The sequence below is a fragment of the Halomonas sp. ISL-56 genome (assembly GCF_018612805.1).
Taxonomy (GTDB): domain Bacteria; phylum Pseudomonadota; class Gammaproteobacteria; order Pseudomonadales; family Halomonadaceae; genus Vreelandella.
On record NZ_JAGGRO010000020.1, the window covers coordinates 122507 to 138109 of the forward strand.

The following is a 15603-nucleotide window of genomic DNA, read 5'->3' on the forward strand; positions in this document are numbered from 1 at the left end:
AGTGAAATAGCAAGTATAGCATCCAGGCTTTTGCTACCATTTTGAGCTTTAACTTTGAATGTTTGATGACCCTTACTGGGCTGGAGCCTGCATGCACGCCATTGTTGACCAGATTCAGTCAGTTGATCCCAGGGCTGGAGAAGCGACGCGACGCTACTTGGATACGTTGACCAAACCGCAAGGTAGTTTGGGGGCCCTGGAAGAATTGGCTATTCAGCTGAGCGCCATCACCGGTGAGCTTAAGCCCATTGTGATGCCGCCTGCGGTAATCGTGTTTGCTGCGGATCATGGCGTTGCCATTGAGGGAGTATCCGCCTTTCCCCAGGCAGTGACTGCCCAGATGGTGGCCAACTTCGACAACGGTGGGGCGGCAATTAATGTGTTTGCCCGGCAAATAGGTGCGCAGGTCGAGATAGTAGACGTAGGCGTAGCTTCGTCCTTAACAATGTCTGGCGTGACTTCTGCCAAAGTGCGCGCGGGAACCGCCAATATGGTGGTGGAAGATGCCATGCAGGCTGATCAGGCATTGGCCGCTATAGAGGTAGGTGTCGCCGCCGTTGAACGGGCAAAAAAGGCGGCAGCAAAGTGCCTTATTGTCGGCGAGATGGGCATTGCCAATACCACCGCCAGCAGTGCCATGCTGGCGGTGCTAACAGGTGAATCGGTAGCCAGCGTCGTTGGTGCGGGTACCGGGATTAACCCACAGCAGCAGGCACACAAAGTAGCCGTGATTGAGCGCGCCATCGCGGCGCGTAACGCTGACCCCCAGGCCCCTCTAGAGGTGCTGGCCAAGCTAGGCGGCCTGGAGATTGCCGCGATGACCGGCGCTTATTTGGCAGCCGCGGCCAATCAGATGCCTGCGATTGTGGATGGCTTTATTGCCACCGTGGCCGCGCTCACCGCCTGCCGAATATGCCCCGCTGTGCGCGGTTATCTGATTTTTGGCCACCGTTCCCAGGAGCCAGGGCATGACGTAGCGCTAACGGCTCTAGAGGCTAGGCCGCTTCTCGATATGGGCATGCGGCTAGGGGAGGGCAGTGGTGCCGCGCTGGCGTATCCATTGCTGCAGGCGGCGACAGCGATGGTGGCGGAGATGGCGACCTTTAACGATGCCGGTGTTAGCGATAAGGCAGCGCCATGATGGTCGGCGATCCGATCGCTGGGTTGGCGCTGGTTGTTCTGGCGATAGTGATTGACTTAATGATTGGCGATCCGCGCTCATTGCCGCATCCAGTGGTATTGATAGGACGTTTTATCAGCGCCTTTGAGCGGCTATGGAACCGTGGCACGGCGCAGCAGCGCAGAGTTAGTGGCTTCCTGCTAACCACTATTGTCGTCGGTGGCGTATGGGGGATTAGCTGGTTAGCGCTAGCGCTGCTAGAACGATTGCACCCAGGATTGGCGTTAATCGCCGAGCTTTGGCTGCTGTCTACTACGCTGGCGATTAAAGGTCTAGGCGATGCGGCCCGCGCCGTGGTTGAACCGCTGACAAAAGGCGATCTGCCCTCCGCACGCAAGGCGCTGGGAATGATAGTAGGGCGCGATACGCATAGCTTGGATGAAGCAGAAATCACCCGAGGTACGGTGGAAACTGTGGCGGAAAACACCGTTGACGGCATTACCGCACCGCTATTTTTCGCCCTGATCGGCGGGGCGCCGCTAGCGCTGGCGTATAAGGCGGTGAATACCCTGGATTCGATGGTAGGCTACAAAAACCAGCGCTATGCCGATTTTGGTTTCGCCTCCGCGAAGCTGGACGACCTAGCCAATTGGATTCCCGCACGCTTAACCGCACTGTGTTTGTGGCTCGCTGGTTTGCTATTGGATGTTTCAGGTGTTTTGAATCTGCGCTGGAAAGGCGCACTGAGCGGCACCTGCCGTGATGCGCCGCGACATCCAAGCCCCAATGCGGGCTGGCCGGAGGCCATGGTGGCAAGGCTACTCGGCGTTCAGTTGGGTGGCACCAATTACTATCAAGGCGTGGTGTCTCAGCGCGCTACCCTAGGTGAGCCCCTGGAAGTGCTGCAGGTAACGCATATCACGGCTGCGGTGCGTTTAATGCACGGCGCTTGGCTACTGTTTATGGTGCTGTCGGTGGTGGTGATAGCAGCACTCATGTTGACTAGAGGGCTGTTATGAATATGTCCCCATGGCCCGCGCACGGCGGCCAAGCTGAGGCGCTACTCGCGCACTTCGGCTTGCCCGCCGACCACCGCCTGGAAGACTTTAGCGCTAACCTTAACCCTCTGGGGCCTCCGGCCTGGGTAAGCGATTGGTTAGTGAAGCAGTTGGCAGGTCTTGAACGGTACCCTGCGCCAGATTACGGCGCTGCGCGTCAGGCCATTGCTGTCCATCACCAGCTTCAGCCCGAGCAGGTACTCCTAACCAATGGCGGCGCAGAGGCAATTTTCCTTGCCGCTGCGCTGCATGCCGGTAAACGGGCGGTGGTTCTTACTCCCAGCTTTGGCGAATATGCACGCGCTTGCCGCGCCCATCGGCTCGCGGTCACAGAGATCGCGCTGTCCGCGCCGCACTTTGCGCTGGACGTTGATTCGCTATTGACAGAGGTTGACGGCATTGATGTGCTGTTTCTATGCCGGCCCAATAACCCGACGGCGACGCTTATCGATGCCCCGGCAATGGAAGCACTGCTGGATGTCACCGCTTCAATTGGCTGTCGCGTTGTTGTCGATGAAGCGTTCGTGGATATGGTGGGCGATACCCAACTCGAGTCGTCACTACTGCAGGCGTCACTGGCACCTTTGCTGGCCCGCTATTCACATCTGATTCTGCTGCACTCGATGACCAAGTTTTATACTCTTCCGGGCTTGAGGCTGGGCTATATGCTGGCGGATGGGGCGACTATCAATTCAGCAGAATCCCACCAGCCGCCCTGGAGCGTTAATCACTTGGCGGCAGAGCTGGTGGCGCCGCTGCTGGCAGACCGTGAGTTTGCTCAGCGCACCCTCCAATGGATTGCCAATGAACGCCCGCGTATGCAGCAGGCGCTGACAAAGCTGGGCTTGGAAGTCGTTCCCAGCCACGCCTGTTTTTTCCTTATCCGCCCCGGTGCTGAACATGCAATGACCAGCGATGCGCTGTTTGAAGGGCTGCTACGCCGAGGCATGCTGGTGCGTCATACCCATAGCTTTATTGGATTAGACGGCGACTGGCTGCGCATCGCACTGCGCGATGGGCCCGCCAACCAGCGGCTATTAGAGGTGATATATGATTGTCTTCGTTAGCGGCGGCGCACGCTCCGGTAAAAGTGAGGCTGCCGAGCAGCTGGCGCTCAGCGCGGCTGGTACGGATAGCTGTTACTACCTTGCCACCGCCAACGTGTATGACGATGAGATGGCCGAGCGAGTGGCACGACACCAGCAGGCGAGGAACGCGCAAGGGCAAAGCGTCAATTGGATAACGATTGAGGCGCCGCTAGCGATTGATCAAGCGTTGGCAGGCGTGCCTGATGGCAGTGCGGTGCTGCTGGATTGCCTAACCCTATGGGCCAGCCAAGTGCTATACGCCAGTTCCCTTAGCGCAGAGGAGGGCTTGGAGCTGCTGCAACGGGCCGTGCAAAGCGCTAAAGCTCGCCATATTCAGTTGGTGATTGTCTCCAACGACATTAACGAATCGCTACCGCCTAGCGATAATGAGACCTGGCGCTACCTGACGTTTCTTCAGCGTGCTCACCGCTGGGTAGCGGCAGAGGCGGACTCAGTGCTAGAAGTGGTCGCGGGCTGTGCCATTGAATGGAAAAATGACGGAAAGCTTCTTTGAAAGAGAGCACTGTGAAAAACGTTCTATTCGGTTTTGTGCTGGCCCTTCAGTTTTTGACGCGCATCCCGATTCCCATTGCCGCCCCCTGGACACCCGACACTCGTCGCTGGGCGGTACGCGCTTATCCCTTGGTGGGTCTGTTGATCGGCAGTTTGCTGGTGATGCTGGCATTTGCGATGCACAACGCTCCCACACCGATCACCGCGCTGGCGATATTAAGCGTGTGGGTGGCGCTCTCGGGTGGGCTGCATTTGGATGGCGTTATGGATATCGCCGATGCGCTGGGCAGCAATCAGCCCCTGGCGCGCCGCTGGGAGATTATGAAAGACCCACAAATCGGCAGCTTTGGTATCTTGGCGCTGGTGTTTCTACTCGCCTGGAAGGGGGTATTGCTATGGGCATTGCTTACCTATCAAGCGCCGCTCTGGTGGCTGCTGGTGGTGCCCGCGCTAGGGCGCTGGGGGGGCGTTGCCTTGCTAGTGCTGACGCCCTGCGCCCAGCCGAAAGGCCTGGCGAGGAGCTGGCAACAGTCGCTTAGCGGCCAGGATGTGGCACTGGCGCTGGTACCGCTGGCGGTTATCGCGCTATTAGCCCCCTCGCTGGTGCTGTGGGGACTAACGGTCATGGTTTTTGTGGTACTAATGCGCTGGTTTATGTTGCGACTGTTTAATGGCATTAACGGCGATATGGTCGGTGCCACCATTGAAGGAGGAGAGCTTTGGCTACTGATCTTAATGTGGAGCTGGTGGCAGTTCGCCACGGTATCACCGATTGGAATTTAGAACGCCGTTATCAAGGCCAGCAAGATATTCCGCTGCTGTTTCCCGATGCAGAAACAGGGTTGCTGGCGCTGCGTGATGCGCTGTTTGATGAGCGTTTTGATGCTATTTACTCTAGTGATCTGCAACGCTGCCAGCAAACCTTGGAATGGGCCCAGGCCGCAAAAGAGGGGCTTCCAGTAATGCTGGAGCCACGCCTGCGGGAGCTCGATTTTGGTGAATACGAAGGCAAGGTTTACGACGAGCTAAAGGATTTACCCCATTACCGCGCCTGGATTGATAGCGTCGGCGAGTTGCAGATTCCCGGCGGCGAATCGGCGGCTCAATTGCGTGAGCGTCTAGACGCTTGGCTGGATAACGTGGCAATAAATGCCCAAGAGGGTGGCCACAAAAAAATTCTAGTCGTTACCCACGGTGGCGTGATTCGTGAGCTGCGCCGCCGCTTTGAAACAATTCATTTTTGGGATGGCACGGTAGCTCAGGCCCAAGGCAGGCGCTGGCAACTGATTTATAAGCAAAACGAACAAGGCAAAGAGGAATGGCAATGCAGCTCTTCATCGGCGGTGCCTGCGCTGGAAAGCGCGACGCCGTAACGGCTCGCTTTCCCGACGCTTTATGGCATCGGCTAACGCCGGGTCAGCAACTGGCGGCGTGCCAGCAAACGCTGATTGCTGATAGACCGCTGGTGATAAGCGGTGTGCTTGCCTGGCTAGAAGCCGCGTTAGTAAACGCGGAAAACGACCCTTTGCGCCAGCAGTGGCAGGGCGATATGACACAGCTCTGCCAGCGTGCCAAACAGTTAAATGCGGCGTTAGTTATCATCACTACCGAAGTCGGCCGCGGCATTGTGCCCATGCAGCCCGAACAGCGCCGCCTGCGTGATTTAAACGGCTGGTTTAGTCAAGACGCCACCGCCCAGGCTGATCAGGTGTGGTATGTGCGGCATGGACTGGTGATGGGTGTTAAATATTTAGCAGCGAAATAAATGGATAAATAATGATCTAGGTAGTCAATCTATATCTATAGGTAGGCTGCAGGTAAACACTGCTAAGAGACAAAGCTACTGGAAAACATATTTCAAAAGCTGGGTGGTGAGACGGCGCCAACATCCGCCAACGGGAAAAATTCTTGTGTGATTTTATAGCTCCATTGATTTTAGCTGACGATGTTTTCAATGATTATCTGGTAACTAGCTGAGAACGGTTAAGTAAACAATGACATGGAAGTATGCTGTACTTATTGCTTGAATTCAGTAGTATCAGGAGGCACTAATAGGAAAGCCTGTTGGCGAGATCAGTGGCTTGGTTAGCCTGGGTAAGTCATTCTTCGCTCTTGATGGTTGGCACATTATCGTGCCTGTATAGGATCGGCTAAAGCATAGCTTTACCAATTATGACTGAAAGCTATACGCCAGAATTTTCCGTTGCAATATCCTTGGATAGAGGGGCGGTACGCTGCGAATTTAGTAATTATAAACTTGAGCCCTGCTAGAGGTGATAGGGCCTGGAGCGGGATTGAAAATGATTATTAAGTTGGATAGAATTAAATGATGATTCACTAAACTAATGATAGTAAGTATGCATAAGGAATTGCCCAATGTCGATGCATGAGTTTGAAGATCTTGTTGAAATGTCGATCAACTGTCTTGACCAGGCTGGTGAGCACAGCAGCCTTGATTTGCGCGCATTATTCTGGAATCTCTATCAATTTCAGGAAGCTTGGGACACTGGTTTTACTCACTTAAGGGTGATTGATACCTTGCTTAAGCATAAGTTTGTGTATCAATTTGAAATTTCTCACCATCCTGAATATTCAGATCATAAAGCGTTTTTTGATAGCATCCAAGATTTTACATTCGTGAGTCTATATCCGGAAGGTAAACGGGATAGTCAGAAAAATCCTACCGCAGGATATATCAAACCTCCCTATTTATTTTGTGATGCAGGCTCACTGCTCTGGCAGCGGTTTGTCGACTTAGGTGTGCTTATCGGTAACGATGCATTGCCGCCAGCAAAGATCAATATTGTAGATATGGTAAAAGAAGTGATGATTGCCGCCGCAGCTCAAAATGACCGTGAATTGGTCAGTATCTGGTACACAGCGTTGGGCGTGCATCTCTGGTCAACATCCTCAGAAGAAGAGCAAGAAGACGTTAAGAAAAATCCATCACTTGAGGTGATTAGAGCTATTGCACAAGAAAAGAAGGCGTTAGAGATCGACCCCGGCTACGGCTTCTTCGCACAACCGACACCTGACTTGATAGAAGAAGACCCCTTCTTGACCGGCTGGTTTCAAATAAGTGAATAGTGAATGGTTTTTAGCATTTGAACGGAGTATGGCATTGATTCTTTTCAATACTTTACCATGATGCCTTTGACATCGGAATGAGTTTTTCCTTAATGCCTTTACTGATGTTGGTGTTTGGTTATAGAGCTTTTAAAAAAGCCTATGGCGGCCTAGTGGAGGTTTATGATGAGGGTGATACCCTGATTTTCTACAAAAAGGCAAGCACGAACGTGTAAGGCTGGAAGATATTGCCAGCATTAGTTACGTGCACTTGAACAACCCAGAACGAGTTACTATACATGTAACGCATTCGGGGCCGCTAGGCAAAGAGCTGTTTTTTTGCCCTCGAAACAGATGGTTTCCATTTAAGAAAAGCTCGTTTGTTGTAGAGCATATTAAGCGGGTTGACCAGGCGCGATCAAAGCTCAGTCATCCTAAGATTAGTGGGGTATGATGGGCAAAGAAAGAGCTAAACTTTCTCTAACGCTGATTTGGGCGTTTACCAATACTTAAGGAATGAATGTTGTGGCAGACTATACAGACAAGGATCTGCAGTCCTGCGTAGATGCCGGTATTTTAACTGGCCAACAGTATTGGGACGTAAAAGCACATGTGCGCCGCCGCAATGAGTCTGTCACCATACGGCGAGAAGTTGAGTATTTTCGGTTAATTTCCGGCTTTAATGACGTTTTTGTAGTGGTGGGCTGCGCTCTGGTACTAGCCGCCATTGGTAGTCTGTTTAGCCATGTTACGAGTATAAATGCGAGTTTGGGTGTCGCTATCGGGGGCTGGGTTCTTGCGGAGTATTTTGTTCGCCAGCGACGTATGGCTTTACCCGCTTTTGCCCTGGCAATTACATTTTGTGGCGCTTGTTTGGTATTCCTCATCCAATCGTTGGGCGTGGAAAAACTGGCCTTAGTGAGTTTACTTGCCGCTGCTATTCAAGCACTTTTTTGGTGGCGTTTTCGTGTGCCTGTCACGATAGCTGTATCAGTGGGTTGCATTGTATTTACTGTGCAATTACTCATAGCAGGCCAGGTACACGGTGTTCTAGTTACTATTCCATTTTTACAATTGACGTTGGGATTTGCTGTTTTTGCCTTTGCCATGTGGTGGGATCTTAATGACCTGGAGCGTCAGGGCTATCGCGCTGATGTCGCTTTTTGGCTACATATTTTGGCTGCTCCCTTAATAGTTTCAGGGGTATTCTCTTTTGTGCTTATGTACGGCTACGACTCTCTTGCGTTCAGGCATGCGGTAGGTGTGACATTGATCTATGCAGTTCTCGCTCTAATTTCATTATGGGTCGACAGACGCGCTTTGATGTTGTCAGCGATGAGCGTGCTTGTATTCACTTATAATAAGGTGTTAAACGAGTTCGGCGTGATAAGTCTAGGTTTTGCAATTGCTGGATTGGTAGTGGGTGTTGGCTTACTGGTGCTTTCGGTATACTGGTCGCGTTGTCGCATAGCAGCTTTGAAGTTATTACCCGCGCGCCTACATAGGTGGGTGGGCGCCCAAAAAAGCTGACGGGGGTGCTACGCTTAATCAGGTAGTACCGTTAAAGCCATTTGCTGGTTGCGAATTGAATCATTTCAACATCGTTATTTGCCTTGTTGTTAAACGATCTATTGGGTGGGCTTGATTGACCGGGTTCGCTCCCGCACTTTTGGCGCCCCCAACAAAATTGACCGCCCCCCAACAAGTTGCTAGCTTACGCCCACTCTCAGGTGCTGGCGGTGTAAAAAGCCGCTAGTGAAACGGGAAGTTGGTGATTTACGTGATTCCAACGCTGCCCCCGCAACGGTGATCGAGATAACAACGGCTATGACGCCACTGTGCTTATGCACGGGAAGGTGGTCGTTCGGAAAGAATGGTTCTTTGCTAGAGACATCTTTCGCTCGTCAGCCCGGAGACCGGCCCGAGAGTAACGGTTCACACCTGAACCGATACATGCCGAGGCGCGGTGGGTGCTCTCAGGGCGATTACGGTGGCACAACGCAATCATGCAGTGCGACCGTGATTTCCTTGTTTTGTCCTGCGCTCGGTCAATAAAACGACGTTGTGCGGGTGAGCACGACGAGCAAGGGATCCTCCATGAACCACCGTTTCCACACCACCGCCAAACGGGCGGCGTTTAGTATGGCTGCTTTACCGCTAGCCTTTCACATCCAGACCGAGGCCCAATACGCCGAAGCGACGACCGAATTAGCCACGCTTGATCCTGTCGTAGTGACCGCTGTGTTAGCGCCGCGCACTGCCAACGATAGCCTTTCATCGGTTAGCGTGCTGGACGAAGCCACTTTTCGCCGCCAAGACCCCACCAGCTTGAGCGATCTTCTGCGCGGCCAGCCGGGTGTTGATATCACCAGCAACGGCAGCTTTGGTAAAAACAGCAGCGTTTACCTGCGTGGTACGCCCAGCGATGCCTCCGTGCTGATGATCGACGGTATTCGCCTGCGATCTGCCACGGCGGGCGGCGCCGCATTTCAGTATCTAGACCCACGCATGTTTGATCGCGCGGAAATCGTACGCGGCCCACGCGGTAGCCTTTACGGTGCGGATGCGGTCGGTGGTGTCATTCAGCTGTTTACCCCTGATGGCGACGAAGAGGGCCCGCGCCCCAGAATCTCAGTGGGCGGTGGTTCCTTTAATACCCAGCGGTTAAGCGCAGGCGTTTCTGGCCGTGAGGGGGGCACACGCTACAGCTTTGCCGCTAGCCATTTCAATACCGATGGCCAGCCCGTTCGTCGCGGCGGTGACGACAAAGGCTACGACAATACGTCGGCGCTGGCCCGCGTTGCACATACCTTTGAGAGTGGCGCTGAAGTCGGCATGCTGGCGCTGCGCGCGCGCGGTAACAACGAATATGACGGTGGAGAGAATGACTTCGTCCAGCAGGTGACTGGCATCTACGGCGAGGGGCCGGTAACCGATACCTGGCAGAGTCGCCTGACCCTTAGCGAAGCCCGCGACGAGCTGGACACGCTAGATAACTTTGGTGACTCGATCATTGATACCCGCACCCAAACAGCCCGCTGGCAGAACAACCTTCAGTTTGGCGCCCATGAATTGATCGCTGGCGCTGAAATCAGCGAAGACCGCGTTTCAAGCACCAACGATTTTGATGTCACCAGCCGCGATAACACCGCTGTGTTTACCCAGGGGCTGCTCGACTTCTCACCGTTTGCCATTCAAGCCAGCCTGCGTTACGACGACAACGAAGCCTATGGCGATGAAGTCACCGGCAGCTTGGCGCTAGGCTACGAGCTGGATAACGATCACACACTGCGTGCCAGTGTAGGCACTGCGTTCAAAGCGCCGAGCTTCAATGACCTCTATTGGCCGGAGTCGGGTAACCCCGATCTCAATCCGGAAACCTCTGAAACTGTGGAAGTGGGTGTTCGCGGCCAATACAGCCAGTGGTTCTGGGATTTGGCCGCCTTTCAAAACGATTACGATGATCTGATTGCCTGGGCACCAACGTCGAGTGGTTTATGGGCACCGCAAAACGTTAACCGTGCGCGTATACGGGGTGCCGAGCTAGCCAGCGGGGTCGAGGTCAACGATTGGACACTCCAGGCTGCCTTTACCTATCTGGATCCGGAAGATCGAGATACCGGAAATCGATTAGCTCGCCGTGCCAGTCAAAGTGTGCGCCTGGATGCAGACCGCGAGCTTGGCGATTGGTCGTTTGGGGGCTCGTTAGTCGCGCAGGGTTACCGCTACGATAACGTTGTCAATACCCAGCGTTTAGGTGGCTATGGGTTGGTTAACCTGCGTGCGGGATGGCGCTTTGCGCCACTCTGGAGCGCTCGTGTTACGCTAGAAAATGCCTTTGATAAAGAGTATTCGACGTCACGTGACTATATTAATGCTGGTCGAGCAGGGTTCTTGAGTGTTCACTTTGGCCAATAGAGCAAGGGGTGTTGCGCGTGGGGCCTTGGGCCTCGCGCTGTTGCTAATGTCGGCAGCGTCGTTGGGTCACGATCACTCGCGCTGCGTTGTGGATGATCGTGACCGTGAAGTGTGTCTTCATAACGCTGCCCAGCGCATCGCCACGCTCTCGCCCGGCGCCACTGAACTGACCTATGCGGCGGGCGCAGGGGATCAAGTGGTCGCCGTCGTCTCTTTTAGCGATTACCCGCCGGAAGCCCAACAAGTGGTCTCGGTGGGCAGCCATACCCGAATTGATCTAGAAACGCTGGTGAGGTTGGCGCCGGATTTAGTCATTGGTTGGTTGACCGGCAACCCCGCCGAACAGCTTGACACCCTTGAAGCCCTGGGCATGCCTGTGTTCTATATCGAACCCCGCGATGTAGCAGGCGTGGCCAGTGCCATTGAGCGCTTGGCGCGATTGGCAGGCACTGAGGTGGTCGGGCAGACGGTGGCCGATAATTTCCGCGACACCATGGCCGCGCTTGCGTCGCGCTACCGAGATCGCGACCCGGTAACCACGTTCTACCAAGTGTGGGATGAGCCGCTAATGAGCATTAACGACCAGCACCTGATCGGTCAGGTGATCGAGATTTGCGGTGGTCAAAATGTGTTTGGCGGGCTGTCGCGGCGGGTGCCGCGTATCGATGATGAGGCCGTGTTAGCCGCGAATCCAGAAGCGATTGTTGCCGGGGGTATGGGTGAAGAGAATCGCCACTGGTTGACCCACTGGGAGCAGTACTCCAACCTGACGGCGGTGGCCGAAGATAATCTCTTTTTTGTGCCGCCTTCGCTGATTCAACGGCCCACGCCGCGGCTGATGGAGGGCACTCAGATCCTCTGTGAGAAGCTCGATATTGCGCGCCAAAAACGTAGGCGCAGTTAATGCTAGCGCGCCTGGGTCTGCCGCTTAGCCTGCTATTACTAGCGGCGTTGGCGTCGCTGATTATCGCCCTTGGGGTTGGCAGTGCGCAGATTTCTCCGGCGCAAATTTGGGACGTTGCACTTGGTCATATAGGGCAGGGTGGAGATGACGCTCTGGCGCGCACCATGGTGATGGAGTTGCGCCTACCTAGGGCACTCTCGGCGTTTGCTGTCGGCGGTTTGTTGGCGGTCGCGGGCGCCTTGATGCAGGTACTACTGCGCAATCCTCTCGCTGACCCTTATGTGCTGGGGCTTTCCGGCGGTGCCTCGATTGGCGCGCTGGCGGCCATGCTGGGTGGTCTCGGCGGGCTGGCGATTTCAGGTTCGGCCTTTGGCGGTGCGCTTTTTTCTACTTTTTTAGTGTTTGGCTTGGCCCACGGCAGCGGAAGTTGGACGCCTTCGCGATTACTGCTTACCGGCGTAGTGGTCGCGGCGGGGTGGGGCGCGGTGATTACGCTAATGCTGGCGTTGAGCCCCACCGAACGCTTGCCGGGCATGCTCTACTGGCTGATGGGCGATCTCTCCTACGCGCGAACACCTTGGCCGCCGCTTCTACTATTATTGGCTACCTGCGTGGTACTGATTCCGCTGGGGCGTAGCCTGAATGTGCTGGCCCGTGGCCCGCAGCAAGCCGCCGCGCTGGGCGTAGCGGTTAGGCCGCTGGAGTGGGGTATTTACGTTGCCGCCAGCCTGCTCACCGCTGCGGCCGTGACCACCGCAGGCAGCATTGGTTTTGTCGGCTTGGTAGTACCACATATGCTGCGCCTGCTGTTAGGCAACGACCAGCGGTTGATACTGCCCGCCTGTGCGCTGTCGGGCGGTACGCTGTTAGTGCTGGCCGATACGCTAGCGCGCACCATGATTGCCCCGGAACAACTCCCCGTTGGAGTCATTACCGCGCTACTGGGCGTGCCCACCTTCCTGTTTCTGCTCTACAGGAGCCGCTGATGAGCGTACTCACTACCCACGATCTCATCATCGATGTGCCCGAACGCGCAGGAGGTACGCCGTTAAACCTAGTCATTGAACCTGGGCAGGTTTGGGGAGTGTTAGGCCCCAACGGAGCGGGTAAAACCACGCTGCTGCATACCTTGGCAGGGCTGCATGCCCCACGTTCAGGCAGCGTTCAACTCAACGACACAACGCTCGATCAGCTGCGTCGCCGCCACATCGCCCAGCGTTTAGGGGTGGTATTTCAAGATCGCCAGGATGGATTTCCGGCGACCGTGCTGGAAACGGCACTGATTGGTCGCCATCCCTACCTATCCCCATGGCAGATGGAGGGCGCCGATGACTACGCCCGCGCCGAAGCTGCTCTGGAACGCCTGGATTTGGCGCACCTGCGCGACCGCTTGGTTAGCACGCTTTCTGGCGGTGAGCGCCAGCGGGTGGCAATAGCTACTGTACTGACCCAGGCGCCCAACCTATGGTTGGCCGACGAGCCCACCAACCATCTTGATCTTCACCACCAGAGCGCTGTAATGGCGCTGATGGCGGAGCAGGCTGCCAAGGGACAAGCCGTGGTGATGTGTCTACACGACTTAAATCTGGCGGCCCGCTGGTGCGACCATATTTTACTGATCTATCCCAATGGCGAGGCGTGCTGGGGCCCGCGAGATAGCATGCTGGTGCCCAGTGCGTTGGAAAGCCTCTACCGCCAGCGACTGGCGGTGGTAGAAGTGGATGGTGCACCGGTGTTTGTGCCGATAAAAGAATGAAACCTACTGCTCCAGCTCATCCCGCCAGGAGTGGCGCGGTGCAAAGCCGACCAAGCGCCGCGCTTTTTCGTTGCTGTAAAAGGTCTCAAATTCGCCCATTTCGCGCTTGATCGGCACCCCGGCGTAGAAGCGTTCGATGACTTCGGTGTTGGTCAGGCCCACCGAGAGATCGTCATTGGCGACGTTGAACACCTGGTAGCCCAGGCCGTCTGTCTTCAGGCAGCAATCGACCATCTGGCCAAGATCGCGGGCGTCGATGTAGGCGAAGATATTGCGCCGACGCAGGGCCGGGTTGTCCATGTAGGCTGGAAAGTTCTGACGGTATTCGTGGGGTTCGATAACGTTGTTAATACGTAGGCCGTAGATGTCGATACCCGAGCGTGCCTGAAAAGAGCGCGCCGTTACCTCGTTGACCACCTTGCTCATGGCGTAGCTGTCTTGTGGAACGGTGGGGTGTTCTTCATCGATGGGGAGGTAGTCAGGCTTCTTTTCGCCATCGGCGAAACAGACCCCGTAAGTGGTCTCGCTGGAGGCAAAGATAACCTTGGGAATGCCCAGTTTGGTGGCGGCATCCAGCACGTTATAAGTGCTCAACGTATTGATACGGTAGGTCTCGTTGTCTGGTCGGTGCAGGATGGCTGGAATGGCCGCGAAGTGGACAATGGCATCGTAACGCGGCACGCCAGTGCCTGGCTCCAGTTCGTCGAACCCAGCGTAAGCCTGGCAAGCATTGAATACTTGGCCTGCATCGGTCAGGTCGGTTTTCAGGGTAGTGATGCCGGGCACGTCGGACGTCACCCAATCCAGATTGGTGACGCGATGACCTTGATCGCGAAGATAAGCGGTCGCATGACGACCAGCTTTGCCACTGCCGCCGGTGAATAAAATTCGCATAGAGATATCCCACCAATTAATAGAATGAATCACTCCACCTTAGCAAAGAAAGGTTGGTTCCGTTGGGTTCTAAGAATGGTTTCAGCCAGATGCTCGGCCAACGCCAATTCCAAGCGAGCTTGGCAAGTAGCCTCAAATCAATATGATGTAGTTGAAGAGACAACATTTTATGTTCTTCGAAATAGCCTTAATCAGCCCTATTAACTAGGAGGCATCACTATGCCTATCGTGACTATCCAGCAGTCGCCGCGTTCAGTCGAAATGAAGCGTGAACTGACCCATAAAATCACCGAAGCGTTTGTGCAAGCTTATGAAGTTTCACCTGATGCGGTGCAAATTTTCTTTGCTGAAACCAGCCATGAGAATTGGGCAAAAGGGGGCGAGCTAGCGATTGATTGGAAAAAGCCGTAGGGGGCTGTCACTTCTTCAGGTTGCTGCGGTGACAACTGGTTTGGTCGGTGCTAACTGGCGTCGCTGTGGATACTCTCTGGGCGTATTTCTCATTAACAGTGGATAAAAGCTTCTCCTAAAATAATGTTTGTGTTCTACACTAAACTTGATTTGGTGCTTTGTTGATCTGTTCTATCAACATCTGACCCTAACAGCCTGACCCTAATCGCCTAACCCTAATAACAATGCATCTACAAAATCGGGAGGTCGTTATGATCCATCATGTTTGGGGGCTTCTCCATCATCCTGAAAAAGAGTGGCATTTGATCCGTGGTGAGCATGAATCTATCAGCCATCTCTATGCCCACCATGTCCTGTTACTCGCTGCTATTCCTGTCGTCTGTGCGCTGATAGGCACTACCCAGGTCGGCTGGACGTATGGTGGCTCTGAAACCTATAAAGTCTCACTTCCCAACGGTATTGCATTAGGCGTGGCTTTTTATGCGTTGATGCTAATGGCTGTGGGGGTTGTGGGCAATATGATCCATTGGTTGGCCCGTCGTATAGAAAACCGCCCCAGCCGCCGTGATTGCCTTATTTTTGCGGGTTACATTGCGACACCGATGTTCCTGTGTGGCGTTTTTGCCCTCTATCCGGCTTTTTGGTTCTGTATGCTGGGTATGGTGATCGGGCTGCTCTACAGCGCCTATCTACTCTATAAGGGAACCCCCAGCTTTTTAGGCATCAGCCATGAGCGTGGGTTTATCCTGTCAACAACGACGCTGGGTATCGGGGTTTTAGTGCTGGAAGCACTGCTCGTAGTGATTGTACTGCTGTGGAGCATGGGCACGGATCACAGCGTGGTGTGGCATCTTTTCCGTTAAAGGCTTTTCCTA

General features: G+C 54.6%; 16 protein-coding genes and 1 riboswitch. Of the genes, 15 read left to right on the forward strand and 1 reads right to left on the reverse strand.

Going from position 1 to position 15603, the window contains the following annotated elements:
- The first annotated feature begins 91 nt into the window (after window positions 1-91).
- From cobT to J7J49_RS17695, 13 genes are all read left to right on the forward strand, one after another.
- Window positions 92-1141, forward strand: coding sequence for a nicotinate-nucleotide--dimethylbenzimidazole phosphoribosyltransferase (gene cobT, locus J7J49_RS17635; RefSeq protein WP_215094479.1), 1050 nt, complete (start codon window positions 92-94; stop codon window positions 1139-1141).
- Window positions 1141-2139, forward strand: a complete 999-nt coding sequence (gene cbiB, locus J7J49_RS17640) for an adenosylcobinamide-phosphate synthase CbiB (RefSeq protein WP_215094592.1) — start codon at window positions 1141-1143, stop codon at window positions 2137-2139. The genes cobT and cbiB overlap by 1 nt, the downstream gene beginning before the upstream one ends.
- Window positions 2136-3245: a threonine-phosphate decarboxylase CobD gene (gene cobD / locus J7J49_RS17645; RefSeq protein ID WP_215094481.1), complete on the forward strand. Its 1110-nt coding sequence runs from the start codon at window positions 2136-2138 to the stop codon at window positions 3243-3245. The genes cbiB and cobD overlap by 4 nt, the downstream gene beginning before the upstream one ends.
- Window positions 3229-3780: a bifunctional adenosylcobinamide kinase/adenosylcobinamide-phosphate guanylyltransferase gene (locus J7J49_RS17650; RefSeq protein WP_215094483.1), complete on the forward strand. Its 552-nt coding sequence runs from the start codon at window positions 3229-3231 to the stop codon at window positions 3778-3780. The genes cobD and J7J49_RS17650 overlap by 17 nt, the downstream gene beginning before the upstream one ends.
- 11 nt (window positions 3781-3791) lie before the next feature.
- Window positions 3792-4562, forward strand: coding sequence for an adenosylcobinamide-GDP ribazoletransferase (cobS, locus tag J7J49_RS17655; RefSeq protein WP_215094485.1), 771 nt, complete (start codon window positions 3792-3794; stop codon window positions 4560-4562).
- Complete coding sequence (locus J7J49_RS17660) at window positions 4499-5152, forward strand: histidine phosphatase family protein (protein ID WP_215094487.1); 654 nt, start codon at window positions 4499-4501, stop codon at window positions 5150-5152. Before cobS ends, J7J49_RS17660 begins: the two co-directional genes overlap by 64 nt.
- Entirely contained in the window at window positions 5104-5544 is a 441-nt protein-coding gene (locus J7J49_RS17665) for a bifunctional adenosylcobinamide kinase/adenosylcobinamide-phosphate guanylyltransferase (RefSeq protein ID WP_215094489.1), read from the forward strand. Before J7J49_RS17660 ends, J7J49_RS17665 begins: the two co-directional genes overlap by 49 nt.
- 611 nt (window positions 5545-6155) lie before the next feature.
- A complete protein-coding gene (locus J7J49_RS17670; RefSeq protein WP_215094491.1) occupies window positions 6156-6866 on the forward strand; it encodes a hypothetical protein in 711 nt (236 codons plus the stop codon).
- Between the two features lie 504 nt (window positions 6867-7370).
- Window positions 7371-8375, forward strand: coding sequence for a hypothetical protein (locus J7J49_RS17675; protein ID WP_215094493.1), 1005 nt, complete (start codon window positions 7371-7373; stop codon window positions 8373-8375).
- A 181-nt stretch (window positions 8376-8556) separates the two neighbouring features.
- Window positions 8557-8784, forward strand: a riboswitch (cobalamin riboswitch).
- Window positions 8785-8942: 158 nt separating this feature from the next.
- Window positions 8943-10763 carry a TonB-dependent receptor domain-containing protein gene (locus tag J7J49_RS17680; RefSeq protein WP_215094495.1) on the forward strand — a complete coding sequence of 607 codons (1821 nt, stop codon included), beginning with the start codon at window positions 8943-8945 and terminating at the stop codon, window positions 10761-10763.
- A 46-nt stretch (window positions 10764-10809) separates the two neighbouring features.
- Entirely contained in the window at window positions 10810-11667 is an 858-nt protein-coding gene (locus J7J49_RS17685; protein WP_251048379.1) for a cobalamin-binding protein, read from the forward strand.
- On the forward strand, window positions 11667-12653 hold the full coding sequence (locus J7J49_RS17690) for a FecCD family ABC transporter permease (protein ID WP_215094499.1): 987 nt from the start codon (window positions 11667-11669) through the stop codon (window positions 12651-12653). Before J7J49_RS17685 ends, J7J49_RS17690 begins: the two co-directional genes overlap by 1 nt.
- Window positions 12653-13423, forward strand: a complete 771-nt coding sequence (locus J7J49_RS17695) for an ABC transporter ATP-binding protein (protein WP_215094501.1) — start codon at window positions 12653-12655, stop codon at window positions 13421-13423. Before J7J49_RS17690 ends, J7J49_RS17695 begins: the two co-directional genes overlap by 1 nt.
- 3 nt (window positions 13424-13426) lie before the next feature.
- Here the strand turns inward: J7J49_RS17695 and J7J49_RS17700 are convergent, their stop codons facing one another.
- Entirely contained in the window at window positions 13427-14317 is an 891-nt protein-coding gene (locus J7J49_RS17700; protein ID WP_215094503.1) for an NAD-dependent epimerase/dehydratase family protein, read from the reverse strand.
- Window positions 14318-14536: 219 nt separating this feature from the next.
- Between J7J49_RS17700 and J7J49_RS17705 the strand changes: the two genes are divergently transcribed.
- Both J7J49_RS17705 and J7J49_RS17710 read left to right on the forward strand, forming a co-directional pair.
- On the forward strand, window positions 14537-14728 hold the full coding sequence (locus tag J7J49_RS17705; protein WP_215094505.1) for a tautomerase family protein: 192 nt from the start codon (window positions 14537-14539) through the stop codon (window positions 14726-14728).
- 251 nt (window positions 14729-14979) lie between these two features.
- Window positions 14980-15591, forward strand: coding sequence for a Yip1 family protein (locus tag J7J49_RS17710; RefSeq protein WP_215094507.1), 612 nt, complete (start codon window positions 14980-14982; stop codon window positions 15589-15591).
- Window positions 15592-15603: the final 12 nt, after the last annotated feature.

Bases quoted from the DNA above. Each gene is read 5' to 3' on its own strand.
- J7J49_RS17710 (WP_215094507.1), top strand. From the start codon at position 14,980: ATGATCCATCATGTTTGGGGGCTTCTCCATCATCCTGAAAAAGAGTGG.
- cbiB (WP_215094592.1), top strand. From the start codon at position 1,141: ATGGTCGGCGATCCGATCGCTGGGTTGGCGCTGGTTGTTCTGGCGATA.
- J7J49_RS17705 (WP_215094505.1), top strand. From the start codon at position 14,537: ATGCCTATCGTGACTATCCAGCAGTCGCCGCGTTCAGTCGAAATGAAG.
- J7J49_RS17685 (WP_251048379.1), top strand. From the start codon at position 10,810: ATGTCGGCAGCGTCGTTGGGTCACGATCACTCGCGCTGCGTTGTGGAT.
- J7J49_RS17680 (WP_215094495.1), top strand. From the start codon at position 8,943: ATGAACCACCGTTTCCACACCACCGCCAAACGGGCGGCGTTTAGTATG.
- J7J49_RS17695 (WP_215094501.1), top strand. From the start codon at position 12,653: ATGAGCGTACTCACTACCCACGATCTCATCATCGATGTGCCCGAACGC.
- J7J49_RS17700 (WP_215094503.1), bottom strand. From the start codon at position 14,317: ATGCGAATTTTATTCACCGGCGGCAGTGGCAAAGCTGGTCGTCATGCG.
- J7J49_RS17690 (WP_215094499.1), top strand. From the start codon at position 11,667: ATGCTAGCGCGCCTGGGTCTGCCGCTTAGCCTGCTATTACTAGCGGCG.
- J7J49_RS17670 (WP_215094491.1), top strand. From the start codon at position 6,156: ATGTCGATGCATGAGTTTGAAGATCTTGTTGAAATGTCGATCAACTGT.
- cobD (WP_215094481.1), top strand. From the start codon at position 2,136: ATGAATATGTCCCCATGGCCCGCGCACGGCGGCCAAGCTGAGGCGCTA.
- J7J49_RS17665 (WP_215094489.1), top strand. From the start codon at position 5,104: ATGCAGCTCTTCATCGGCGGTGCCTGCGCTGGAAAGCGCGACGCCGTA.
- cobT (WP_215094479.1), top strand. From the start codon at position 92: ATGCACGCCATTGTTGACCAGATTCAGTCAGTTGATCCCAGGGCTGGA.
- J7J49_RS17650 (WP_215094483.1), top strand. From the start codon at position 3,229: ATGATTGTCTTCGTTAGCGGCGGCGCACGCTCCGGTAAAAGTGAGGCT.